This window comes from Archangium violaceum (genome assembly GCF_016887565.1).
GTDB classification, from domain to species: Bacteria; Myxococcota; Myxococcia; order Myxococcales; family Myxococcaceae; genus Archangium; species Archangium violaceum_B.
In genome coordinates, this window is sequence record NZ_CP069396.1 from 11,252,888 (window position 1) to 11,276,096 (window position 23,209).

General features: G+C 70.3%; 17 protein-coding genes. 8 read left to right on the forward strand and 9 right to left on the reverse strand.

What is annotated here, in order from left to right; translation table 11 throughout:
• Positions 1-68: 68 nt before the first annotated feature.
• Positions 69-308 carry a hypothetical protein gene (locus JRI60_RS44790; protein ID WP_204222200.1) on the reverse strand — a complete coding sequence of 80 codons (240 nt, stop codon included), beginning with the start codon at positions 306-308 and terminating at the stop codon, positions 69-71.
• Between the two features lie 376 nt (positions 309-684).
• Between JRI60_RS44790 and JRI60_RS44795 the strand changes: the two genes are divergently transcribed.
• Positions 685-4,602 (forward strand): serine/threonine-protein kinase PknK, encoded by a 3,918-nt coding sequence (locus JRI60_RS44795; RefSeq protein ID WP_204222202.1) that lies wholly within the window; start codon positions 685-687, stop codon positions 4,600-4,602.
• On the opposite strand, the gene JRI60_RS44800 is transcribed toward JRI60_RS44795, so the two are convergent.
• Positions 4,586-6,412 (reverse strand): OPT/YSL family transporter, encoded by a 1,827-nt coding sequence (locus JRI60_RS44800; protein WP_204222204.1) that lies wholly within the window; start codon positions 6,410-6,412, stop codon positions 4,586-4,588. The two genes, JRI60_RS44795 and JRI60_RS44800, sit on opposite strands and share 17 nt — an antisense overlap.
• Positions 6,409-8,715: a PAS domain S-box protein gene (locus JRI60_RS44805; protein ID WP_204222206.1), complete on the reverse strand. Its 2,307-nt coding sequence runs from the start codon at positions 8,713-8,715 to the stop codon at positions 6,409-6,411. The genes JRI60_RS44800 and JRI60_RS44805 overlap by 4 nt, the downstream gene beginning before the upstream one ends.
• Before the next feature lie 201 nt (positions 8,716-8,916).
• Between JRI60_RS44805 and JRI60_RS44810 the strand changes: the two genes are divergently transcribed.
• Positions 8,917-10,308 carry a serine/threonine-protein kinase gene (locus JRI60_RS44810; RefSeq protein ID WP_239470090.1) on the forward strand — a complete coding sequence of 464 codons (1,392 nt, stop codon included), beginning with the start codon at positions 8,917-8,919 and terminating at the stop codon, positions 10,306-10,308.
• A gap of 464 nt (positions 10,309-10,772) precedes the next feature.
• A complete protein-coding gene (locus JRI60_RS44815; protein WP_239470091.1) occupies positions 10,773-11,588 on the forward strand; it encodes a hypothetical protein in 816 nt (271 codons plus the stop codon).
• On the opposite strand, the gene JRI60_RS44820 is transcribed toward JRI60_RS44815, so the two are convergent.
• Positions 11,585-12,370: a YqjF family protein gene (locus JRI60_RS44820; protein WP_239470092.1), complete on the reverse strand. Its 786-nt coding sequence runs from the start codon at positions 12,368-12,370 to the stop codon at positions 11,585-11,587. The two genes, JRI60_RS44815 and JRI60_RS44820, sit on opposite strands and share 4 nt — an antisense overlap.
• 193 nt (positions 12,371-12,563) lie before the next feature.
• On the opposite strand from JRI60_RS44820, the gene JRI60_RS44825 reads away from it, so the two are divergent.
• Both JRI60_RS44825 and JRI60_RS44830 read left to right on the forward strand, forming a co-directional pair.
• Positions 12,564-13,754, forward strand: coding sequence for a hydroxymethylglutaryl-CoA synthase (locus JRI60_RS44825; RefSeq protein WP_204222211.1), 1,191 nt, complete (start codon positions 12,564-12,566; stop codon positions 13,752-13,754).
• Positions 13,755-13,802: 48 nt separating this feature from the next.
• Complete coding sequence (locus tag JRI60_RS44830; RefSeq protein ID WP_204222213.1) at positions 13,803-14,522, forward strand: hypothetical protein; 720 nt, start codon at positions 13,803-13,805, stop codon at positions 14,520-14,522.
• A 4-nt stretch (positions 14,523-14,526) separates the two neighbouring features.
• Here JRI60_RS44830 and JRI60_RS44835 read toward each other — a convergent pair whose 3' ends face one another.
• Positions 14,527-15,864, reverse strand: a complete 1,338-nt coding sequence (locus JRI60_RS44835) for a M24 family metallopeptidase (RefSeq protein ID WP_204222214.1) — start codon at positions 15,862-15,864, stop codon at positions 14,527-14,529.
• Positions 15,865-16,001: 137 nt separating this feature from the next.
• On the opposite strand from JRI60_RS44835, the gene JRI60_RS44840 reads away from it, so the two are divergent.
• Positions 16,002-16,235, forward strand: coding sequence for a hypothetical protein (locus JRI60_RS44840; protein WP_204222216.1), 234 nt, complete (start codon positions 16,002-16,004; stop codon positions 16,233-16,235).
• Positions 16,236-16,247: 12 nt separating this feature from the next.
• Here JRI60_RS44840 and JRI60_RS44845 read toward each other — a convergent pair whose 3' ends face one another.
• From JRI60_RS44845 to JRI60_RS44855, 3 genes are all read right to left on the reverse strand, one after another.
• On the reverse strand, positions 16,248-16,442 hold the full coding sequence (locus JRI60_RS44845; protein ID WP_204222217.1) for a hypothetical protein: 195 nt from the start codon (positions 16,440-16,442) through the stop codon (positions 16,248-16,250).
• Entirely contained in the window at positions 16,442-17,992 is a 1,551-nt protein-coding gene (locus JRI60_RS44850) for an anti-phage dCTP deaminase (RefSeq protein ID WP_204222219.1), read from the reverse strand. The genes JRI60_RS44845 and JRI60_RS44850 overlap by 1 nt, the downstream gene beginning before the upstream one ends.
• A gap of 91 nt (positions 17,993-18,083) precedes the next feature.
• Positions 18,084-18,512 carry a hypothetical protein gene (locus JRI60_RS44855; RefSeq protein ID WP_204222220.1) on the reverse strand — a complete coding sequence of 143 codons (429 nt, stop codon included), beginning with the start codon at positions 18,510-18,512 and terminating at the stop codon, positions 18,084-18,086.
• A 179-nt stretch (positions 18,513-18,691) separates the two neighbouring features.
• Here JRI60_RS44855 and JRI60_RS44860 point away from each other — a divergent pair, with 179 nt between their 5' ends.
• On the forward strand, positions 18,692-20,605 hold the full coding sequence (locus JRI60_RS44860; RefSeq protein WP_239470093.1) for a thiamine pyrophosphate-binding protein: 1,914 nt from the start codon (positions 18,692-18,694) through the stop codon (positions 20,603-20,605).
• Positions 20,606-20,702: 97 nt separating this feature from the next.
• Positions 20,703-22,262: a peptide MFS transporter gene (locus JRI60_RS44865; protein ID WP_204222221.1), complete on the forward strand. Its 1,560-nt coding sequence runs from the start codon at positions 20,703-20,705 to the stop codon at positions 22,260-22,262.
• Between the two features lie 55 nt (positions 22,263-22,317).
• On the opposite strand, the gene JRI60_RS44870 is transcribed toward JRI60_RS44865, so the two are convergent.
• Positions 22,318-23,208: a MerR family transcriptional regulator gene (locus tag JRI60_RS44870; protein WP_204222223.1), complete on the reverse strand. Its 891-nt coding sequence runs from the start codon at positions 23,206-23,208 to the stop codon at positions 22,318-22,320.
• Position 23,209: the final 1 nt, after the last annotated feature.

A 23,209-nucleotide genomic window follows, 5' to 3' on the forward strand; every position in this document is an offset into this window, starting at 1 on the left:
GTTTCCCGGGTTTAGGAGGGCTAGAGTGAGTGACCCTTTTTTTCGGGTCAAAGAAAACAGGGGAGCCGTCAGGCCCGGACCTGTCCGCGAGCCGCCGGCCCGGAGGTGTGGCGCGCGCGCACACGGGCCTCGGCCAGCAGGTTCGCCAGATCCTCCTGCTTCATCGTCGCCTTCACCACCACCGAGTCCGCGAGGCGGTAGAGGACGGTGGCCAGCTCCAGCAGCAGGGGACGCAGCCGCTTGCCGAGCAACACCGTGCAGGCCCCCGCGCCATACCCGAGCAGGAACGGGGAGAAAGGGAGCTTCACGAGGACGCCTCCAGGCGTCGGACAACGAAGGGTCCGACCTCCTGTAGGTGGAGCCGCCCCCCGCTCGGCGCAAGGTGTCTCGCCTGCCTGCCTACACCGGGGGACACGACCCACCTCCCCCGGTCCTCTTGCACCCGGGAAAACCGGGTTCTCCCGCGAGCCTGCCCGCCTGCCGGGGGTTGAGCCTCCAGAAAGGTCCCCACCTCGGGTGCCCGGACGCACGGAAGTCGGGTCGTGTAGGGGAAACCCGCTGGGGTTGCGATAGATTGTGAACGTGCCGCGTTGTGTGACATGCGGGCAGCGTTGGGAGGGGACCCACGCGCACTGTCCCCGAGGAGCCACCCCCACCGACACCCCGTCCGTGGGGCGCGCGGGGATGACTCCAGTCCTCGCCATTCCCGGCTACAGGCTGGGGAACGAGGTGGCACGCGGCGGCTTCGGCACCCTCTACTCCGCGTGGCGCGAGAGCGACGGCCTGCACGTGGCCATCAAGGTGGCCCACCCCGAGGTGGCCCTGGCCCACACCCAGCTCGCCCGCGAGACCGAGGTGTTGCGCGTCATCGGCCCACCCACCGTGCCCACCGTGTACGAGACGGGCTCCCTGCCTGGGGGCGCGCCGTACCTCGTCATGCAGTTCATCACGCACCCCACCCTGGCGCAGCGCCTGGCCCGGCTGTCCGGCCCCATGCCCGTGGCGGAGTACGCCTCGCGCGCCCTGACCCTGCTGGACGCGCTCGCGGTGGTGCACGCCCGCGGCTTCCTCCACGGCGACCTCAAGCCGGAGAACGTCTTCCTCGACGACACCGCGCGCGCCGCCGGCTTCTTCGACTTCGGCCTCTCGCGGCCCGTGAGCGCCCCCGCGGCCTCCTCCGCCGAGGAGCCCACGCCCCCCATCGGCGACTCCTTCGCCGGCACCGCCGAGTACATGTCCCCGGAGCAGTGCTCGGGCGAGTCCGGCCTGGACGCGCGCTCGGACATCTACTCCCTGGGAGTCCTCTTCTACGAGATGCTCACCGGCCGGCCGCCCTTCTTCGGCACCCCGGCCGACGTCATCCACGCGCACCTGGCGCGCCGGCCCCTGCGCCCCTCGGAGCTTGCGCCCGTGCCCGCGGCGCTCGAGCAGGTGGTGCTGCGCTGCCTCACCAAGGAGCGCGCCCGCCGCTACGACACCGTGGACGCCCTGCGGCTCGCGCTCCAGGAGGCCCTGGCCAGCGCCGAGCCCTCCGCTCCCGCGCCCCTCCCGCGCGCACAGGAAAAGGCTCCGCCGGCCGCGCCCGTGCGGCGCTCGGTGGCCGTGCTCTTCTTCCGCTCCGGCGCCAACCCCGTCACCGTGCAGAAGGCGCTCGCCAGCTTCGGCGGGCAGATGGCCTTCCACGAGGGCACGCGCTTCGCCGGTGCCTTCGACCCGGACGTCGGGGAGAACCCCGTGCAACGCGCCCGGCAGGCCGCCGAGGGCCTCGCCGCGCAGAACCTCGCGCCCGCCGCGCTGGTGGACGTGGCCTCGGTGATGGTGCAGCGCCGCCCCGGTGGCCCCGCGCGCTACCTCGGCCCCATCTTCGCCCGCAAGGACCGCTACCCCACGGACGACGACCCCGCGACCCTGCTGCTCACCACCGCGGCGGCGGAGGCGCTGCCGGAGCTGCCATGCGAGCCGGTGCAGGGCCGCGAGGGCCTCTTCCGGCGCGCGTCCACCGCCACCGGGCGCGAGGACGTCACCGTCCTCCAGCACGGCAGCGGGGTGCTGGTGGGCCGCGGCAACGAGCTGGCCGAGCTGATGGAGAGCGCGGGCCTGGCGCTGGTGGAGGGCGCGCCCACGCTGGTGACGGTGCTGGGAGACCGGGGCCACGGCAAGACGCACCTGAGCGCCGCCCTCGTCCAGCAGCTCCAGGTGGCCCTGCCCCACGCGCGCGTGGCCGCCTGGCGCGCCCGCGAGCCGGTGCAGGGCGACCCCGAGGGCACGCTGCGCATGGTGCTGCGCGGCGCGCTGTATGATTTCCGCGGTGAGTCGGACCTGACGGGCTCCGAGGAGGAGGGCCGCGCCGCCTGCTTCGAGCTGCTGGGGCCCCAGCTGGCCACCGAGCTGTGGCCCGGCGTGGCCTCCACCCTGGGGTGGCTCGCCCCGGGTGCCGCCGGGCTGCAGAACTGGGCCGCGGCACCTGGCGCCCTCCGCTCGCTGGCCATGCGCGCCGCGGGTGAGCTGCTGGCCGCGCGCGCCCGCCGCCAGCACCTGTGCCTGCTCCTCGACGACGCGCACCACGCCGAGGAGACGGCGCTGGACGCGCTGGAGTACGCCGCGCTCGCCGAGTCCCGCATCCCCCTCTGGGTGTGCGTGCTGGCGCGCCCGGGCTTCGAGCGCCTGCGCCCCTCCTGGGGCACGCGCGCCGCCCGCCGCCACGTGCTGCCCCTGGGGCCCCTGTCCCCGCCTGGTGCGATGGAGCTGTGCCGCACGCTGCTGCGCCCGGCGGAGAACGTCCCCGCCGCCGCGCTCGAGCGCCTCACCGAGCGCGCCCAGCACGTCCCCCTCTTCCTCGTGGAGCTGGTGCGAGGCCTCAAGCGCCTGGGCCTCGTGCGCCAGCGCGCCAGCGGCGGCAGCTGGTACCTCGCCACGGACGAGCTGGACCGCATGCCGGAGATGCGGCTGGTGGACTGGCTGGCGGACCGGGAGCTGGGCGCGCTGCCGGTGGAGCTGGCGGCGCACGCCCGGCTGTGCGCGCTGCTCGGCCCGGACTTCACCGCCGCCGAGGCCGAGGGCGTGGTGCACGCGCTGGAGGAGGACGGGGGCGCGGCGGACTTCCCGTTGGACCCCCGGCATGCCACGCGCCGGCTGTTGGACCTGGGCCTGCTGGTGTCGCACCGCCAGGAGGGCATCAGCTTCCGCAACGAGCTGCTGCGCGCCACGGTGGAGCGCGCGCTGCCCGAGGGAGACCGGGTGCGCATCCACCGCGCCGCCTTCCGCTACTACCTGAGCGCGGCCGGTGCCGCCGAGCGCCAGCGCCTGCCGCGTCTGGCCCTGCACGCCGCCGCCGCGGGCCTGCGCGACGAGGCCGCCGCCCTCTACATCGACCTGGCCGAGTCCGCGCGCGGCCGGCATGCGTACCTCGAGGCCGAGTCCACCTATACCCGCGCGCTGGAGCTGCTGGACGCGGAGGACTGGCGGCGCCGCCTCACCGTGCTCCGGGGGCGGGGACTCATGCGCTACCGCGTGGGGCGCTACGAGGACTCGCTGGCGGACTTCGCCGCGGCGCGCGAGCTGGCCAGGCAGCTCGAGGCCGTCAACGACGAGGTGGACCTGCTGCTGGACGAGGCCATGGCCTACGACTGGATCAACGACTACAACCGCTCCGAGGAGCGGGTGTACGCGGCCCAGGAGCTGGCCTTCGCGGTGAACCTGAAGTCGCCGCTGCTCCAGGTCCGCCTGCTGCTGGGCCTGGGACGCGCGCAGTTCCGCAACGGCCAGTGGGAGGAGTGCTGCGAGCCCCTGCAGGAGGCGGCCGAGCGCGCGCGCAAGCTGGGAGACGCGGGGTACGAGTCGCTGGTGGTGGCGCAGCTGCTGCTCGGCGTCATCCTCCCCAACCTGGGCCGCATCGACGAGGCGGAGCGCATCTTCGAGGAGGTCATCACCGAGTGCACCGAGCGCGGAGACCGGTTGCACCTGGGCAGCGCCATCAACAACCGCCGCAACCTGTGGGTGGCGCGCAACGACTTCCAGGGCGCCATGCAGGACCAGGAGCGCTTCATGCACCTGGGGCGTGAGCTGGGCATGGTGGGCTGGGAGTACTTCGCCGAGCACAACATGGGCGAGCTGCTCTACCAGGCGGGAGACGCGGAGGCGGCGGCGCCCCACATCGCCCGCGCCATCGAGCTGGAGCGGCACCACCCGGAGATGGCGCCGCGGCCCTGGGCGCTGCTGCTGCAGGCGCGTGCGCTGGCCTACCTCGGGCAGGACGAGCGGGCGCGCGAGCTGCTGACGAACATCCGCCAGACGCTGAAGCAGAGCGGCGCGGAGTTCAGCCCCTCCGAGGAGGTCATCTTCTCCGCCGTGGAGCTGGCCACGCGCGATGCCACCCTCAAGGAGTGGGACGCGCTGCTGGCCCGCTCCGCCGAGTACTCGGTGGAGCAGGAGCCACTGGAGGTGCTGGAGCTGCGGGGGCTCGCCTGGCTGCGCAAGGGAGAGCGAGCGGCGGCCGTGCGCATGCTGGAGGAAGCGCTGCGCCGCGCCGACACCGTCCCCAACGTCATGCGGGGACGGCTCCAGCGCAGCCTGGAGAAGGCACGCCTCAGCCCTGCCGCATGAGGCTCAGCGCCGAGACGAACACGCCCACCAGGGACTCACCGACGATGGCGCCCGCGCCCGCGGACTGCACCGTCTGGGTGGTGGAGGGCCGCAGCCGGCCCACGAGCGCGGCCAGCAGCGTCCCCAGGCAGAGCGTCACCGCGTAGCTGGCCGGCAGGAGGAAGCCGAGGCCCATGGCGGCCGCCGAGGGCAGCAGGCGCGCCAGCCGCCCGCGGGCCGCCGCCGACAGCACGACCCCCAGGGCGAAGGCCACGCCCGTGGCCAGCGTGGACGAGCGAGGCAGTCCCTCCAGGCCTCGCGCGGTGAGCAGCTCCGCCACGGCCTTGAACTGACGCCCCGTGGGCACGGGCAGCGCCTGGGAGTCCAGCCCGTGCACGGACACCAGCAGGTGGTAGGTGGGCAGTGCCACGGCGGCGCCCAGCAGCAGGCCGGAGAGCTGGACGAGGAGCTGGCGGGAGGCGCTCGTCCCCAGCAGGCGCCCGGCCTGGAGCGACCAGAGGCTGCCGCTGGCGTGCGAGGCGGCACCGGACACCACCGCTCCAGCCGAGGCGTTGAGGCTCGGCAGGGGCGGCGCCAGCATGCCGAAGGCCCCTTGCGCGAACTGCCCCACGGGGCTGATGGGGGCGATGTCCGTCTGGCCCGTCGCGCGGGCACACACCGCGCACAGCGGCACGGCCAGCACCAGCGCCAGGAGGAAGTAGAGCGGACTCAGGTGGAAGGCGAACCACCCCATGGCCCCGGTCAGGAGGATGACCGGGAGCACCGCCCTCGCCACCCACCGGCTGGCCGTGGCCTCCCAGCCCTCGCCATACCGCGCGAGCCCCCTCAAGTCGGCGAGCACCGCCGGGAGGGCACGCACCTGGGAGGCGATGGACGTGGCGGCCGCGCCCACCATCAACCCCACGCCGGGCCAGAGGAGCCACGCGGCGAGCGACTCGCGCAGGGCGTCCGGGGTGGCTCCCGTCGCCACCCCCTCGCGCACCAGCCAGGGCGCCAGCCCCAGCCACGCCACGAGCGAGCCCAGCAGGATGCTCAACCCCGCCTGGAGCCCCACCAGCACGCCGATGCCCAGCAGCATCGGGTTCCACGCCATGCCCAACGACAGGGTCTCCGGCCCCATCCCGCCCACCCGCATCGCCGCGGGCAGCAGCGACACCGGGGGGACGAGCTGGCTCGCGTCCCTCAGCCAGGTGAGCACCCCGGAGACGAGACCACTCGTCCACAGGCCCCGCGCGCGCGCGGCATAGGCGGAGCCCGTGGAGTGCAGCGTGGAGATGAGCTCCGCGGCGGCGGCACCGGTGGGGAAAGGCAGGGCCTCCTCCTCGAGCAGGCGCCGCCGCAGCGAGAAGGCGAAGAGCACACCGAGCGTCCCCAGGCCCACGCCCCACAGGGCCACGGCCCAGCCAGGAGGCTGCGTCCCCAGCAGCGTGAGCGCGGGCACGGCGCCCAGCAGCCCCGCGCTGGCGGGCATCGCGCCCACCGAGACGGCCGTCGTCTGGGCGAGGTTGGTCTCCAGCGGGGAGGGAGGAGCGCCGCGCCGGGCGAGCACCGACAGGCCGCCGAAGGCCAGCAGCGAGGACAGCACGCACCCCGACTCCCAGAGGCCCGTCTTCAACCCCATGTAGACGTTGGTGACGGCCAGCACCGAGCCGATGAGGCCTCCCATCACCAGGGCGCGCACCGTCAGCTCACGCGGGGCCGGCGGCAGCGGAGAAGGCGTCCCGGAGACGGAATGCAGCGGGCGGGACGCGGACTCTTCCGGGAGGGGCGCGGGAGCCACCCCGGCACGTCCCGCCGGCAGCTTTCTCATCTCGCGCCACCGATGGCGAGCGGCACGGGCGCGGACGGAGCGGCCGAGGCGGCGTTCTGGGCGGAGCGGCCCACCAGCGCCCTCAGCTGGCGCAGGTCCAGCGGCTTGCTGAGCTTCGCGTTGGGCACCTCCTGCAGGAAGCTCAGCGCGCGCGGGGTGAAGGCGCCACCGGTCATGAAGACGACACGCTGGGCCTGGTCCGGCGCGAAGCGGTTCAGCTCGGCGTACAGGTCCATGCCCGTCATCCCCGGCATCATCACGTCACAGAGGATGAGGTCGAAGCGGCTGCCCCCGTCCAACATCTTGAGCGCGGCCCGGGCGCCGTTGACGGTGGCCACCTCGTGCTCGGGTGTCAGCGAGCGCTGGAGCGCCCGTGTCACATAGGGCTCGTCGTCCACCACCAGGATGCGCGCGCGTCCCACGGAGGGCACCGGCGCCGGCTCCGCCCGCTTCTCCACCGGGACACCCGCCACGCCCAGGTGCACGCGGAAGGTGCTCCCCTTGCCGAGCGTGCTCTCCACGCCGATGCGGCCTCCCATGGAGTCGATGATGCCGTGGCAGATGGACAGCCCCAGCCCCGTGCCCTCGCCCACCGCCTTGGTGGTGAAGAAGGGGTCGAAGATGCGCGCCTGCACCTCCGGGGACATGCCGCTGCCCGTGTCCCGCACCTCCACCACCACATCGCCCGCGCTCCCCTCGCGGATGACGACGCGAATCTCATGGTCCCTCGCGTCTCCCTCGGGGATGGCGTGCGCCGCGTTGAGCAGCAGGTTGAGGAACACCTGGCACAGGCGCGACTCGTTGCCCTGCACCGAGGGCACGGGCTCGAACTGCGTCACCAGCCGGGCCCGGTGCTTGATGACGTTGTCCGCCATCTTGCACGCCAGCTCCACCGCCTTGCTCACCTCCACCGGCCCCAGCCTGTCCTCCTGCTGGCCCCGGGCGAACGTCTTCAGGTCCCTCACGATGGAGGCGATGCGCTCGGCGCCCTCCACCGTCTCGCGCACCACCTGGTGCAGCGGCTCCACGTCGTGCGCCACCGGCGAGCCCCTCAGCCGCTCCAGCCCCTCCGACACCAGGTGCAGGTTGACGAGCATGTAGGCCAGCGGGTTGTTGATTTCATGGGCCACGCCCGCGCCCAGCGTGCCCACCGAGGCCAGCCGGTCCGCCATCTGCAGCCTCGCCTGCAACAGGCGGCGCTCGGTGGTGTCGCGGTGCACCATGATGTGGGCGATGGTCCGGCCCTCCGCGTCCCTCAGCGGGGCCACCACGGACTCGCAGTAGCTCTGCGTGCCATCGGGCCGCTTGAAGTCCATCTCACCCGTCCACCGGCCGTCGCGCTCCAGCGCCGAGAGCACCTCCCCGGTGCGCTTGTCCGCCTCGCCCGGGTGCAACAGCGAGAAGAGCGTCTGCCCGAGCGCCTCCGCCTTGCCCCGGCCGAACATCTTCTCCGCGCTCGCGTTCCAGTCGATGATGCGCCCGTTGCGGTCGGTGACCACCACGCCCTCGCACAGGCTCTCGAAGATGAGAGCCTGGCGGCGCAGCTCCTGCTCGGCCACCTTGCGCTCGGTGATGTCCATCACCGTGCCGGTAATCCGCACCGGGGTGCCCGTCTCGTCGCACAGCACGTCGCCCTTGCAGGACAGCCACCGGCCGCGCGCCCCCGCCACCTCGATGCGGTACTCCACGTCCAGGTGCGTGCGCTGGGTGATGGCCGAGGACAGCCCCTCGCGCACGCGCGACAGGTCTCCCGGGTGCACCACCTCGGACAGGTCCGTGGGCCGGCCCGACAGCGAGCCCACCGGCAGGCCCAGCAGCCGATCCACCTGCTCGGACCACGTCACCGCTCCGGTGACGGCGTTCCAATCCCAGATGCCCACGCGCGCCGCGCTCAACGCCTGACGCAGCTGCTCCTCGCCCTGCTCCACCAGCTCGCGCATGGAGAAGCGCAGCACCGTCACGGTGCCGATCTGCACCCGGTCTCCCTCGTGCAGCTCCGCCGAGGCGATCCTCACCCCGTTGACGTAGGTGCCATTGGTCGAGCCCAGGTCCGCGATGTGGAAGCCACCCTCGGCCGTCCGGGTGATGCGCGCGTGCCGGCGCGACACGCCATGGTCGTTGATCTGGAATCCCGCGTCCGCGCCTCGACCGAGCACGTGCTCCGCCGCCTCGATGCGGAAGACCTTTCCGATCGCCGCGGGCGTGGTGGTGCTGGTGAGGATGAGGCACGCACTCTCGGAGGACGGGAGCGGCTGCGCGGGCCCTCCACACATCGTGAGATCGTCCACCATCTTCATGGGCATGCTCTTCCCGAAGGCAGGAGTTCTTGAGTCATGAGAGTATCCAGCAGACTCGGGGCTCGCGGCACGCCACCTGGTCGTGGGCCCACACGCCCATTCATCCTCCACTGGACACCCGGCCACCGGAGGCTAACCGAAGTGCCTCCCTCTCGACAGAGCCCCCCCCCTGCCCGGAGCGGCTCCAGTCCTGGTGCTAATCTTGAAGTGATGGCGGACACGGACAGCACCTTCCACATCCTCCCACGCAACGAACGGACGCCCCCCCGGGACGCCCCGGCCCGAGTGAAGCTCGCCCCGGGAGTGCTCGCGGGTGAGTACATGCTCAAGGCCGTGCTCGCCTCTGGTGGGCATGGCGCGGTGTACGAAGCTGAACACCGCATCCTGGGCCGGCGCGCCGCGGTGAAGGTGCTGCACCCGCATCTGACCGATCAGGGTGAAATGTTGCAGCGCTTCGTGCGCGAGGCGCGGGTCGTCAATCAGATCCGCCACCCCAACATCGTCGACGTCTACGACTTCGGCATGCTGCCGGATGGCAGCCCCTATTATGTGATGGAGTTGCTGCCGGGGCGCACGCTCGGCCAGCTGCTGCAGGAGCGGGGAAGGCTGTCGCCGCAGCGGGCCCTGGCCTTCCTGGAGCCGGTGTGCGCCGCGCTGGAGGCGGCCCACCTGGCGGGCGTGGTGCACAGAGACCTCAAGGCGAGCAACGTGGCCGTGGTGTCCGAGGCGGACCCCCCCGTGGTGAAGCTGTTGGACTTCGGCATCGCCAAGTTCATCCACCCCGAGCCGGGGCAGGAGGGGCTGACGGTGGCGGGCCAGCGGCTGGGCACCTCGCAGGCCATGGCGCCCGAGCAGTTCCGCGGCGGCGCCATCGGCCCCACCACGGACATCTACGCACTGGGCGTGCTGCTGTACCAACTGCTGGTGGGCCACTACCCTTTCCAGTCCGAGGACCGGCTGGAGGTGGAGCGGATGCACCTGGAGGCCCCCGCGCCCCGGCCGAGCACCGAGGCGTCCGTGCCGCCAGCGGTGGACGCGGTGGTGCTGCGCTGCCTGGAGAAGGAGGCGGACCGGCGCTACCCGGACGTGGCCGCCTTCCGCGAGGCGCTGCGCGAGGCGGTGCAGCCCTCCTCCGAGCGGGTGACGGCCCTGGGCCGGAGCCTGCGCGCCTTCGCCCTCCACGCGGAGGTGGTGCTCGAGGACGGCGCCGAGGACGACGAGGCCTACGCCACCGTGTCCGAGGTGTTGGACGCGCTGGAGCAGGACCTGCGCGCCGCGGGCTTCGTGCTCGCCGTGCAGACGGGCATGGCGCTGCTGGGTGTGCGGATGCTCGACGAGCCCTCGCGCGCGGAGCCCCGGGCGCTGCTGGAGACGGCGCGCGAGCTGCACCGGCGCGCCCAGGAGCGCGCGGCCGGGACGCGCGTGAGCGTGCACGCCTGCGCCCACGTGGGCCAGGTGGATGCGCGGCGCGGTCCAGACGGGCTCGAAGTCACCGGCGGGCCCCTGGCGGACATCGCCGGCTGGGTGGTGCGCGACGCGAGCGGTCTCGGCATCACCCCCTCGGCCGCGCGCGCCTGCTCCCTGCCGCTCACGGGCTGACGGCTCCCCTCTTCCCTCTCAATCCCAGACGACGTGAGGCACTCCCCGCCTCACGTGGACCTCTCACGTCCCCCCACTTGACGTGAAAAGTCTTTCACTGACCGACATTGCCCGTGTTCCGATTCTCACTTTCAAGGAATCGGATGTCTCAATTCTGACCGATTAGGCGGCTCTGACGGGGGTGTCCTTTTTTTCATCTCTGACTGAGTTCACACTGGTGGCGTGGAGTTCAGATTGTCGGGGCCTTACTCCGAGCTGCTCCACCAGGGGGAGTTCCAAGCAGACAGACATATCCCGCGACACCATTCCCAGGGGGGTGGCCCATGCTGTTGAAGACTTTCGAGTCTCGGCGCAGTGGTTGGGAGCTTCGTCCGACGCGGTGGGGTTGGTTGGTGACACTCACACTGACCTGCGCCATCGGCTGCGGACCAGCGGGAGGGCTGCCTGGGGAAGGCGAGGAGGAATTGGAGAGCACTTCCCAGGAGGTGCTCGTGGCCAATGGCCTGAGTCTCAATGGCTTGAACCTCAATGGCCTGAATCTCAATGGCCTGAGTCTCAATGGCCTGAGCCTCAATGGCCTGTCGACGAGCAGCTTCACCTCCTGGTTCCAGGCGGACCGGGTGCAGCGCGACGAGGTGATGAAGTACGTGGTGGCCTGCGCGGTGCCGCTGGGCCAGAGCCGGACCTACACCGACCCGAGCACGTACACGACCTACACGTGGAACGGGTCGCTGGGGCTGGCCACGAGCTGGGCCAGTGGCAACGCGGCCACCACGACGGAGCTGCAGGTGGTGTCGGCCTGCATGGCGGCGCACGCCAACAAGTTCGGCATCCACGTCACCGTCTCGCTGCGCGGGCTGGACGGGGCTGGCACCGCCATCTCCACCACGAGCCAGGAGGTGACGAACTACACCACCCGGGAGGCGTGCTTCTTCGGCAACCTCTTCGACGGCTCCACGGGCACCTTCGGTGGCAATGACGGACTGTCGTTGAGCAGCAGCCAGAGCAGCCCGCGCGTGTGCGGCCTCGCCGGCTCCGGGGGCAGCTCGCAGTGCTCGCCCATGGTGTACGTGGGCAGCTGCTCGACGTACTGCACCCGCGACGCGACGAACACCTTCTTCACGTCCTGCACCTACAACAGCGTCACCTACCGCCCCATCACCACGCGCATGAATCCGGCGGACATCTACACCTGTGGCGATGGCGTGTGTCAGGCCACGGAGAAGTGCGGCACGGGCACCACGCCCGCCAGTTGCGCCGCCGACTGCGGCTCCTGCTAGCGCTCCACGCGCCTGAGACGGAACACGTCGACATCGACTCCTTCCGAGAAGAGGGCCATGGGCGGCTCGGAGGGACGGGGAATCCCGGCGGCCGCCAGGAGCGTCTCGTCCAGGCCCTCCACCTCGGCGCCCCGCACCTGGTAGGGCGTGTGGTGCACCTGGCCGCGGAACAGCTCCCCGTGGGCGGTGGAGTAGAGGAAGTAGCGCTCGACGAGGAAGTGCTGGAGCGTGCCCGGGGTGGAGCTGGAGGCGGTACCCCGGGGCGTGCACCGCACGGCGCACCGGGCCGGCGTGGGGCCGGGCCAGCGGCGCTCGGAGCGGTAGGCATAGGACGAGCCCTGGGGCCCGGCGGTGAGCTCCATGCCCGCGTAGTGGTACGGCAGCTTGAACCACGCCCGGGCGAGCCGCACGGCGATGGCATTGGCCGCCTCCAGACTGAAGAACCAGACGCCCGGGTCCTTCCCCTTGTAGTGCACGTACGTGCGCACGTTGGTCTCGTGGAAGTCCGACAGGAAGCCCACCGCGGGCAGGCCCCTCGGGCGCACGCCGCGCATGGTGAAGGGCACCAGGCCCACCCAGGCCCGGCTGTCGAACGTGTCCAGCGTCAGGCCCGGCGGCAGCAGCGGCGCCACCACCTCCGCTGGCAGCGACCAGTGGAGGAACAGCAGGTGCTTCCAGCTCTGGTACATCACCGGCCGCTCGTCCGGCCGGCGTGTCGGGCCGATGCGGTCGATCTCCGGCTCGGCGGGTGGGGTGAGGGACTCGGCACGACGCTCGGACACGGTGGGCCTCCGGAACTGACTGCGAGGACTTCATACCCCCGTCTGGCTCATGCCGACTGCCGGCACATTTTCCTACCTTCCCCCACTGGACAATTTGACCCAGGGGGGGTGGAAAGGCACCCGGCGAATGGTCCAGACTGTTCTCTCCCCCACCATTCAGTAGGCCCCTACTGAAGAATTGAAGGAGTACCGGATGCAAGCTGGCCTGGAGAGCATCGGGATCGCGGTGCCGTCGACGTACGTGGAGTTGGCGGAGCTGGCCAAGGCGCGCGGAGTGGCGCCGGGCAAGTATGTGGATGGCCTGGGGGTGACCCGGATGGCCGTGCCGCAGGTGGACGAGGACACGGTGACGCTGGCGGCGCGCGCGGCGCGGATGGCGCTGGACGCGGCCGGGTGCTCGACCGAGGACGTGGCCATGCTGGTGGTGGGCACCGAGACGGCGGTGGACCACTCCAAGCCGGTGTCCTCGTATGTGCAGGGCCTGCTGGGGCTGTCCACGCGCTGCCGCGTCTTCGAGACGAAGCACGCGTGCTACGGCGGCACGGCGGCGCTGCAGCTGGCGCTGGACTGGGTGCGCTCGGGCAGCGCCAAGGGGAAGAAGGCGCTCATCATCTGCTCGGACATCGCCCGCTACGGGGTGGGGACACCGGGCGAGCCCACGCAGGGCGCGGGCGCGGTAGCGCTGCTGGTGTCCGACAAGCCGAAGCTGCTGGCGCTCGAGGCGGGGAAGACGGGTGTGTACGCCAACGACGTGATGGACTTCTGGCGTCCGCTCTATTCGAAGGACGCGGTGGTGGACGGGCACTACTCGGTGCAGTGCTACCTGGACGCGCTGGAGGGGGCGTACAAGGCGTACCAGGAGGCCGCGGGCGACGCGGGGGGCGAGGGCCTCTACAGCGACCGGTTCGCCGCGCTCGTGTACCACGTGCCGTACGGGAAGATGTCGCGCAAGGCGCACCGTCACGTGCGCACGCTGGACGGGGACAAGGACGCGGACGCGAGCTTCGACAGGCTGGTGGGCCCCAGCCTCGTGCTGCCCTCGCAGGTGGGCAACATCTACACGGGCTCCATGTACCTGGCGCTGGCGAGCTTGCTGTCGAGCGCGAAGGAGGACCTCACGGGCAAGCGCGTGGGCCTGTTCTCGTACGGCAGCGGCTCGTGCGCGGAGTTCTTCAGCGGCGTGGTGCAGCCCGAGGCGCAGGCGCGCGTGAAGGCGCTGGGCCTGGAGACGCTGCTGGAGAAGCGGCGCGCGCTGAGCATCCCCGAGTACGAGCAGATCATGAACGCCCGCGAGAAGCTGGACGAGAAGCCGGCCGAGGACGCGCCGGGCCAGGGCTTCCGCTACCTGGGCACGCGCGACCACAAGCGCATCTACGCGCGCTGAGCCGAGAGGTTTGCACGGCCCGCGAGCGTCCTGACATGCTCGCGGACCATGCAGCTCGAGTGTGAAGCCTGCCATTCCCCGTTGCGCGCGGAGGACGTTCGCTTCGACCTGGCGCTGGCGAAGTGCCACGCGTGCGACGCCGTCCATGATTTGACAGGCCGCAAGGCGCGCGAGCTCGCCCCGACCTCGCGCGAGCGTCGGCCCATCCGGCCCAGGGCGGCGCTCCCCGAGCGCATCCAGGTGGAGGAGGACGGTCAGAGCACCGTGCTCACCTGGCGGTGGTTCAAGAAGCATCACCTCCTCATGGCCTGCTTCTGCGTCTTCTGGGATGGGATGCTGTTCAATATGTACAGAGCGATGCTCGAAAAGGGGAACGTGTCTCTTGTCGAGCTCCTCTTCCCCATGATGCACGTGGGCGCGGGCGTGTTCCTCACCTACTCGACGCTGGCGGGATTCCTGAACCGCACGCGCATCGAGGCGAGCCGCGACGAGTTGCACATCCAGCACGGTCCCCTACCCTGGCCGGGCAACCGCACCTTGTCGGCCCGCCAGCTCACCCAGCTCTATGCCACGGAGGTGCGGGGTAACAAGGGAAGCGTGTCCTACACACTGCTCGCTCTCGACCGGCGGGGGCACAAGGTGGAGCTGCTGTCGGGACTCGATGACAAGGACCAGGTGCTCTACCTGGAGCAGACCCTGGAACGTCGGCTCGGCATCGAGGACGACCCCGTGGATGGAGAGCTCGGCACCCGCGACCACGCGGGGTGAGCCACTACGGAATGAGGTAGTACGCCTCCTGCCGGGGCACGAAGAAGCGCCAGCCCTCACTGGTGAGGTACGCGGGGTCCTCCCCCATCGCATAGACCTCCTGACCGTCCCACTCGGGCACCGCGGTGCGCGTGTTGAGCTCGATGGCGATGTACGAGCCCTCGCGCAGCGGCTTGGGCTCCTCCTTCCGGCTGGCCGAGCGGAAGTCGATGGCCGCCCCCAGCGCGTGCCCCTGGTTTCCCAGCGGGTGCGAGTACACCTGCGCCTGAATCCCCTTCTCCTTCATCTCGGCCATCACCGCCTCGTACACCTCGGCGGACGAGCGCCCCGGACGCGAGGCCTTCACCAGCGCGTCCTGGAGCGCGTTCGTGTTCGCCAGCGCCCGCTTCAACCCCTCGGGGACATCCTTTTCGCCCTCGCGCAGCACGTAGGCCATCTTCTGCCAGTCGGTGTGCAGACCCAGGAAGCTGATGCCGAAGTCCACGTGCAGCAGGTCGCCCCGCTGGATGAGCACGTCCTCCCGAGCCACCGCGAGGAAGCCCCTCGACGACGCGTTGCCCTGCCCCCTGCGCTGCACGCGCAGATCCGGCTGGAACCAGGTCCCCACGCCCAGCCGCCACAGCTCGTCGTACAACCAGTGGCGCACGTCCCCCACCCGCGTGACGCCCGGCTTCACCACCTCGGTGGAGAGCGCCCGCCGCACCACCTCCTGCGTGAGCACCACCAGCGCCCGGTAGTGCTCCAGTTCCTCGGGGAGGCGCGTGTCCAGGTACTCTTCGATGAGGGGCGCCGCGCTCATGAAGCGCGCCTCCGCCTCGGGCCCCAGCGACTCCGCGAGGAACGCATGGGAGTCCCGCGTCAGGCTGCGTGTCACCCCGCGCTTGCCACCGGTGCCCAGCGCGATCGTCTTCGGCCGGTACCGCGCGTAGAGCACGGACAGCGCCTCCTGCTGACCACCCGCCTCCAGCGACTCGAAGAAGCGCGCGAGGTTCTCCTCCACGTAGCCCGTCAGCGCGTACTTCCTCAGCCCCTGCTCGCCCGCGTCGATGAAGACGAAGAGGTCCCGGTTTCCCACGTAGGGACGCGGCGGTGCGACACAGGAGGTGAGTGGATCGTCGTGGAACTCCTCGTTCACGACGATCCACATGCCCACGCCGTGGCGACGCATCATTGGCAGGAGCAGCTCATGGCGCCGGGCGAGCCAGGACTCGCGAAGGGCGAGCTGCTCGGACCAGCTCGGCAACCGGACCGGCCGCGTCTCCGTGGGGCCAGGGCGCACCGTGGCACAGGCCACGTTCAGCGCGAGCAGCAGGCAGGCAACGGCGCGGCGGTTCAATGTCATCGAGCGACTCCCGAGCGGGATGGAGCGCACAGGCTACCCGAGCTCCATGCGCCACCGGATCATCGGATGCCTGGTTCCCAGCCGAGCTCCTCCAACGGTGCGCGGCGAGCCGGGAGCCGAGCGATTACAACCTCCGGGTGATCGACGTGAGAGATCCCCGCGTGCAGGACGCGCTCCGCCAGGCGTGTGACGAGCTCGGGCTGCCCCTCACCTACCGCGGCTGCGTGTACCCGCTCCTGCGAGATCCCGAGGGCGAGTGGCCCCAGTGCTGCGGCGGAGGCTGCTTCCCATGCGCGCAGACGCTCGTGGATGTGGCGGTGCGCACGCTGCAACTGCTCGGCACGCCGCGCACCTCACCCCTGACGGGGTAGACCACCGCCCACCTACTCCTGCTGTGCTTCGTGCTGGGCCGGGGGCGAATCACGCTCGTCTTCCGCATCCAGCTCGCGCACCAGCGACTCACCGACCGAGCCCCGCCTCATCCACTCCGGCCAGGAATCGACGACCTTCTTGTTGCGCTCCAGGAACTCCCAGAAGCGTCGATTCTCCTCCGTATCCATCTTCTTGAACGAGGACATCAGGACTTTCCTCCCTGCACCTGACGCTCCAGCTTGACGAGCACTTGCTTCAGCTCGTCCGTCGCCAACCGCTCCAGCTGCACATAAGAATAATGAAGGAGCGGTATCCTGGGAGTGCTCTTCGCCGCTGTCCACTCCACAGCTCTGCCCTTCTTGTCCTTCCGGGAGACACGGCGACCCGAGCTGAGTTTCATCGAGAACACATCGAAGAACCGCCGCGGCCCCACACCCATGAAGGGGATGAAGCTCACCTTCCCCTTGACTTCGCCACCGTCCATCAAAGCGATGGTGTCATCGTGGAGCTTCAAGGCGTAACTCTTGGGGTACGGCTCGACGAAGTAGACGCGTTCGATCCCCGACGACACGATGTGCTTGGCGCAGTTGTGGCACGGGAACGTCGTGGCATACAGGTGAGCGCCCAGTGCCTGGGTGCCCATCCTCGCGCACGCGGTCAACGCGGCCATCTCGGCGTGGACTTCCCGGCTGTACTCGGTGATGTCCAGCAGGCCTGTGTCGGCGAACAGCTTGCGCCCCTGGTCGAAGAGCAGGTCGTCGTCACCCCCGTCGCTACCGGGCTCGTAATGCTCCTTCATCTTGCGCATCACCTGCACGACCAGCCGCCGTTTGAGGACGTCGTTGTAGTCGATGCCCCGAGCGCTATCACGCTGATCCTGCCGGCCGGGCCAGTACTGACCACCTCCATATTGGGGGGCATCGTTCGCGCCCGTGGCGATCACGTCCCCTGATGGAGTGGTGATGACCGCACCCACCTGCCGCGCCAGACTCCCGGAGCGCTGCGAGGCGGCGAAGGCCATGAACATCCCGTGTTCCTCCCGGGTGGGGGTCGTCCAGGGCTCACCGAAGAGGAGATCCAGGAAGCGGAAGACGTGATGCTTCGACTCGTCCTCGTTGCCCGTCATGGGGATGAAGACGTCGGCCAGCTCGAACGTGTCGCGCCCGTGCTGCCCGTAACCTTCCTTCTCGTCCGCATCCTTCTGGATGAGCTCACGCGCCTCATGCTCTGGAATCAGATGGCGATCCATCAGATTGCGCAGCCGCTGCGATTCCGGGGAGTAGACCCCCAGCAGGAAGAAGCCCTGGCCATAGAGCCGCTGGAGAGCCCGCACCTCATCGGGATGCTTCAAGGAATGGATGATGTGGGCTTTGCCCCAGAGCGGCTCCAACCTCGACACCGTCCCTTCCTTCTTCTCGGGCCGGCGGATCGCGATCTGCTGTGCGGCGTAGAGCGCGAAGATGTCATTGCGCTCCGAGAGCTCACGGAACTTGTTGCCCGCCTTGATGCGAGAAAGGATGCGTTCGTACTCAGGCGCGTCCTTCAGCTCGATTCCAAGCCGGGGGACGTCGAAGGTCTTGAAGAGTTCGGTCACCTGGATGACCTCCGGCTCGTAACCGAACCGCTGGAGCCCCTCTTTGAGGAAGGTCTCCAGACGTGACAGCTCCGTCCCCACGGCTCCGACGAGTCCCAGGACCAGTTCCGTGTGGTCCTTCTCCAGCGAGGCCAGCTCGGACTTTGTTTCGATGGTGGGCACTGCTCCCCTCCTCAGCAGATGCGACACCTTGGATAGCACGCGCTCCTGACATGACTCGTGAGCCAAGGGGCGTTCCTGTCGACCACCGGTCTCAGCGCTCCTGCTCCTCCTCGGGCGGCGAGAGGTCCGGGTCGATGGCCCGGATGATCCAATCCAGCGCCCTCGCCTCCCAGTTCGGATCCTTCAACGAGTCCACGTAGCGCTCGTAGGCGTACACGCCCGTGGCCTTCGCCAGACCGAGGACCTGCATCAGCGCCACGGTGCTGTCCAACACCACCACGGAGCGCACCATCCCATGGTCACGCAACCACACCATCGACTCCCGGATGAGCTCCTGGGTGTCCGTCGGGTTGGCCCGCTGCGTCCGCGAATCCACCATCAGCCCGAAGGGCTTGCCCCCCAGGGCGATGACCTGGAGCTTCAGGTCCTCCAACCAGGCGCGCGCCTCCTCGGGGGTGATGTACCCGGGAGCGTGGACTCGAAAGCCGTACTCCGTGACGAAGTTCCTTGGGACGGACATTCACTCCTCCCTGTGTCGGGTAGCGCGCGCCCCCCTACCACATCCAACATCCAGCATGTCTGAAAAAATTTGATTTACCTGTTCACAAAGGAAAGGAACTGAGGTACATCGTGCGACATCGGTGGCACGACACACACCGCGCCGCGCGCACGCATTCCTCACAGAAGAAAGGGGAGCCTGTGTCCCAACCCGCCCTCGCCAAGGTCCCGTCGAGTTCTCCGAGCCGTGGTGAGTCCGCCACCGCCCTGTTCCTCCCCCACCCGAGGGACGGCGTGGCCCCGGCCGAGCCGCACGCCCGTCCGCAGGAGCCGGTGGCGGCCCCGGCGCGGCTGCGCTCCTTCCGGACGCTGGAGGACGTGACGGTGGTGGAGGCCCTGCTGGCGCACCTGGAGGCGGAGCGGGTGGACACGGTGTTCGGCATCCCCGGGGGCAACATCGCCCCCCTGGTGCAGGCGCTGCGCCGCCAGTCGCGCATCCGCTTCATCATCGGCAGCCACGAGGGCGGCACGGCCTTCATGGCGGACGGGTACGCGCGCGCCACCGGCAAGCTGGGCGTGTGCGCGGTGACGGCCGGTCCCGGAGCCACCAACGCGATGACGGGCGTGGCCTCGGCGCACCTGGATCAGGTGCCGGTGCTCACCATCAGCGGGCAGGTGTCCACCGACCGCTTCGGCCTGGCCGCCATCCAGGAGAGCACGGACGAGGGAGGCATCAACACGGCGGAGATGTTCCGGCACTGCACGGCCTCGAGCAGCACCATCGTGGACGCGAAGAGCTTCCCCCGGCTGCTGGAGCGTGCGCTGAAGACGGCGCAGGCGGTGCCGTACGGGGCGGTGCACCTGAGCATGCCCACCAACATCGCCCGGCAGAAGCTGGAGAAGGTGAGCGTGCCCACGGCACCGGGTGCGTGGAAGGGCACGCTGTCCGCGGCGCCAGCCTCCGAGGTGTACACGGCCTTCGAGCTGCTGCGCCAGGCGAAGAGGCCCCTGCTGTACCTGGGCTCGGGCGCGCGCGAGGCGCTGGAGAGCCGGGGCGCGGAGTTCACCACCTTCGTGCGCCGCTACTGCATCCCCGTGGCCACCAGCCTGCGCGGCAAGGGGCTCTTCTCCGAGGAGGATCCGCTGTCGCTGGGCGTGCTGGGCATCGCCGGCAGCAAGCGCGCCGAGCAGTACCTGCGCGAGGGAGTGGACGTGCTGATGGTGCTGGGAAGCCGCCTGGGAGAGTGGGCCAGCAAGAGCTTCTCCTCGCTCTTCCAGACGGCGAGCACCGTCATCCAGGTGGACGCCACCCCGTCCGTCATCGGCCAGTTCCTCCAGGTGAACCTGCCCATCGTCGCGGACGTGAGCTCGGTGGTGGGGGGACTGGTGGAGTTCGGCCACGGCTCGGCGCCGGGCAGCGAGGCGGTGGTGCGCGAGCGCCGGCAGCACCTCAACGAGCTGAACCTCGCCCACCGGGCGGCGGCGGTGCTGCCCGAGGACGGGCCGCTCAAGCCCCAGCACGTCATGGCGGAGCTCAACCCGCACCTGCGAGGCAACACGGACCTGTACGTGGACATGGGCAATTGCACCGGCTGGGCCACGCACTGCCTGCGCATCGCTCCGCCCGCCCGCGTCTTCTATCCCTGCGGCCTGTCCTCCATGGGCTGGTCGATGGGCGCGGTCATCGGCGGGAAGGTGGGCCGCCCGGAGAACACGGCCATCGCGCTCATGGGGGACGGCTCGTTCCTGATGAACGGGACGGAGCTCGTCACCGCGGTGCGCTACCAGGTGGGCGCCGTGTACGTCGTCCTCAATGACAACTACCTGGGGATGGTGAACCACGGCGAGCACGCCCAGGCCAAGGGCGAGTACGCGCTGGACGACTCCTTCTTCAGCCTGGGCGACCCGGACCTGGTGAGGTTCTCCGAGTCGCTCGGGGCGCGGGCCTATGAGGTGACGCGGCCGGGGCAACTGACGCGGCTGCTGCCGGAGGTGCTCCGGCGCGCGGACGAGGAGCGCCGGCCACAGGTCATCGTGGCCCGCATCGACTACCGCGAGGTACCGCCGTACGGGGACCGGTTCGCCGCCGTCGCCTCGGCCCCCAGGGAGGGCTGAACACCTCCGGGGAGCATCCAGCGCCAGACGCGGCCGTTCGCGGGTACAGTTCGGCACGGGGTGGACACGGAAGCCCCCGGCCCCCCTGGAGCCCCGAATGACCCAGACACCCGCCACGCGGTCCGCCAGCGACTCGGCCCTCCCCCTCGACACACCGGGAGGCCCGCCCTCACCGGCGCCGGGGCAGCGAGGCTTCTTCGGCCACCCGCGCGGGCTCGCCACGCTCTTCTTCACCGAGATGTGGGAGCGCTTCAGCTTCTACGGCATGCGGGCGCTGCTCATCCTCTTCATGACGGCGACCGTGGAGAAGGGGGGCCTGGGCTTCGATGCGCAGAAGGCGAGCGCCATCTACGGGCTCTACGGCGCGGGCGTGTACCTCACCGCCATGCCAGGAGGGTGGCTGGCGGACCGGCTCATCGGCCAGCGGCGCGCGGTGCTCGTCGGCGGCATCATCATCGCCCTGGGCCACTTCAGCATGGCGCTGCAAGGGGTGTTCTTCTTCTACCTGGGTCTGCTGCTCATCGTATTGGGCACGGGGCTGCTCAAGCCCAACATCAGCGCCATGGTGGGCGGCCTCTACCCCGAGGGCGGCGCGCGGCGCGACGCGGGCTTCTCCATCTTCTACATGGGCATCAACACCGGCGGCTTCATCGCGCCGCTGGTGGTGGGCTACCTGGGCGAGCAGGTGAACTGGCACCTCGGCTTCGGCGCCGCGGGCGTCGGCATGGTGCTCGGCATCATCCAGTACCTGGTGGGAGGCAGGCACCTGGGCGAGGTGGGGCAGAAGCCCAGGAGCGAGGCCGCCCAGGGGTCCGGGCAGTCGAAGCAGGGTTCCTCACGCACGGTGGCCATCGCGGTGGCGGGCGTGCTGGTGGGCCTGCTGGGGGTGTTGCAGTGGGCGGGCGTGGTGGACCTGACGACGCCGGTGGGCCTGGCCAACGCGGGCGGCTTCATCATCTTGACGCTGGCGCTCGCGTTCTTCGCCTTCATGTTCACCGCTGGCGGGCTGGACGCCACGGAGAAGCGACGGCTGGGCGTCATCGGCGTCTTCTTCATCTGCTCGACCATCTTCTGGGCCGGCTTCGAGCAGGCGGGCTCCTCGCTCAACCTTTTCGCCCGGGAGCTGACGGACAGGACGGTGTTCGGCTGGGAGATGCCGTCGAGCTTCCTCCAGTCCATCAACTCGCTGCTCATCATCGGCTTCGCGCCGGTGTTCGCCTGGCTGTGGGTGTGGCTCAACAAGCGCGCGAACGAGCCGAGCAGCCCGGCCAAGTTCTCCCTGGGGCTGGTGCTGCTGGGCGCGGGCTTCGTGGTGATGGTGGCGGCGTCACTGGCGGTGGCGGGAGGGAACAAGGTGAGCCCGATGTGGCTGGTGCTCACCTACCTGCTGCACACCTTCGGCGAGCTGAGCCTCAGCCCGGTGGGACTGAGCACGGTGACGAAGCTGTCCCCGCAGCGGACGGTGGGACAGATGATGGGCGTGTGGTTCATGTCCATGTCGCTGGGCAACCTCATCGCCGGACGCGTGGCCGGACAGTTCGAGGCCATGCCGCTGCCCCAGCTCTTCGGCGCGGTGGCGGCGGTGGCCATCGGCGCGGGCCTGGTGCTGGCCGTCTTCGTCCGCCCGCTCCGGCGGATGATGGGCGGGGTGCACTGAGGAACCCGGCGCGAGCAGCAGGTGGAGCCTCGGGTCACACGGGCTGGGCGCGGGCTCACGCGCCCAGCAGCCGCGTCCAGTCGTCCCCATTCTCGAAGACGTGCACGCCCAGCCGCATGCCCACCTCGCGGTGCAACAGCGCCACCGGGCCTCCCACCCAGACCGGCGTTCCCTTGGGAATGCCCTCCAGGATTCGCGACAGCGTGTCCTCGAAGACCCGGGCGCCCTCGTCCGTCACCGCCGACAGCCCCACCAGCTCCGCCTTCAGCGCCTGCGCCACCCGCCCCACCTCCGCCGCTGGCGTCCGCTGGCCCAACAACGTCACCGACAGCCCGGCGTGCCGGATCCTCAACGCCGCGCCCAACAGTCCAATCTCGTGCTCCTCCTCCGGAAAACACGCCAGCACCACGCGCCGGTGCCCCTGGCCCGGCGCCGCGTGCAGCAGACCGATGAGCCGCGCACGCACCTCCTGCGTCACCAGGTGCTCCTGCCCCACCGACAACGTGCCCGCGTGCCAGCGCTCCCCCACCTCCCGCTGCAGGGGCACCAGCACCTCTTCATAGGCCCTCAGCGGTGACAGCGCGGCCAGCACCTCGTCCAGCACCGCCGACACCCGCCCCTGGTCCAACGCCTCCGCCGCCGTGAGGGCCTCGTCCATCCACGCCCGCACGTTCGCGGAGTCTGGCTCCACGGCGGGCGCCACCGCGTCCAGCTCCTTCAGCAACCGCGGCAGCATCGTCGCCGCCTCGCTGATGGACACGCCCTCCTCGGTGAGTTGCTTGAGCCGCCGCAGCAGCGCCACGTCCCGGTCCGTGTACACCCGGTAGCCCGAGGGCGTGCGCCTCGGCGACAGCACGCCATAGCGCCGCTCCCAGGCCCGGATGAGCTCCACCCTCACCCCGGAGAGCTCGGCGGCGACGTGGATCCTGTAGGTGCGTTCGGCCATG

What these genes read in the sequence shown, in the direction of transcription:
- JRI60_RS44830 (WP_204222213.1), top strand. Translation starts at nt 13,803, where the DNA reads ATGCAGCTCGAGTGTGAAGCCTGCCATTCCCCGTTGCGCGCGGAGGAC.
- JRI60_RS44855 (WP_204222220.1), bottom strand. Translation starts at nt 18,512, where the DNA reads ATGTCCGTCCCAAGGAACTTCGTCACGGAGTACGGCTTTCGAGTCCAC.
- JRI60_RS44805 (WP_204222206.1), bottom strand. Translation starts at nt 8,715, where the DNA reads ATGCCCATGAAGATGGTGGACGATCTCACGATGTGTGGAGGGCCCGCG.
- JRI60_RS44845 (WP_204222217.1), bottom strand. Translation starts at nt 16,442, where the DNA reads ATGTCCTCGTTCAAGAAGATGGATACGGAGGAGAATCGACGCTTCTGG.
- JRI60_RS44825 (WP_204222211.1), top strand. Translation starts at nt 12,564, where the DNA reads ATGCAAGCTGGCCTGGAGAGCATCGGGATCGCGGTGCCGTCGACGTAC.
- JRI60_RS44800 (WP_204222204.1), bottom strand. Translation starts at nt 6,412, where the DNA reads ATGAGAAAGCTGCCGGCGGGACGTGCCGGGGTGGCTCCCGCGCCCCTC.
- JRI60_RS44835 (WP_204222214.1), bottom strand. Translation starts at nt 15,864, where the DNA reads ATGACATTGAACCGCCGCGCCGTTGCCTGCCTGCTGCTCGCGCTGAAC.
- JRI60_RS44795 (WP_204222202.1), top strand. Translation starts at nt 685, where the DNA reads ATGACTCCAGTCCTCGCCATTCCCGGCTACAGGCTGGGGAACGAGGTG.
- JRI60_RS44865 (WP_204222221.1), top strand. Translation starts at nt 20,703, where the DNA reads ATGACCCAGACACCCGCCACGCGGTCCGCCAGCGACTCGGCCCTCCCC.
- JRI60_RS44870 (WP_204222223.1), bottom strand. Translation starts at nt 23,208, where the DNA reads ATGGCCGAACGCACCTACAGGATCCACGTCGCCGCCGAGCTCTCCGGG.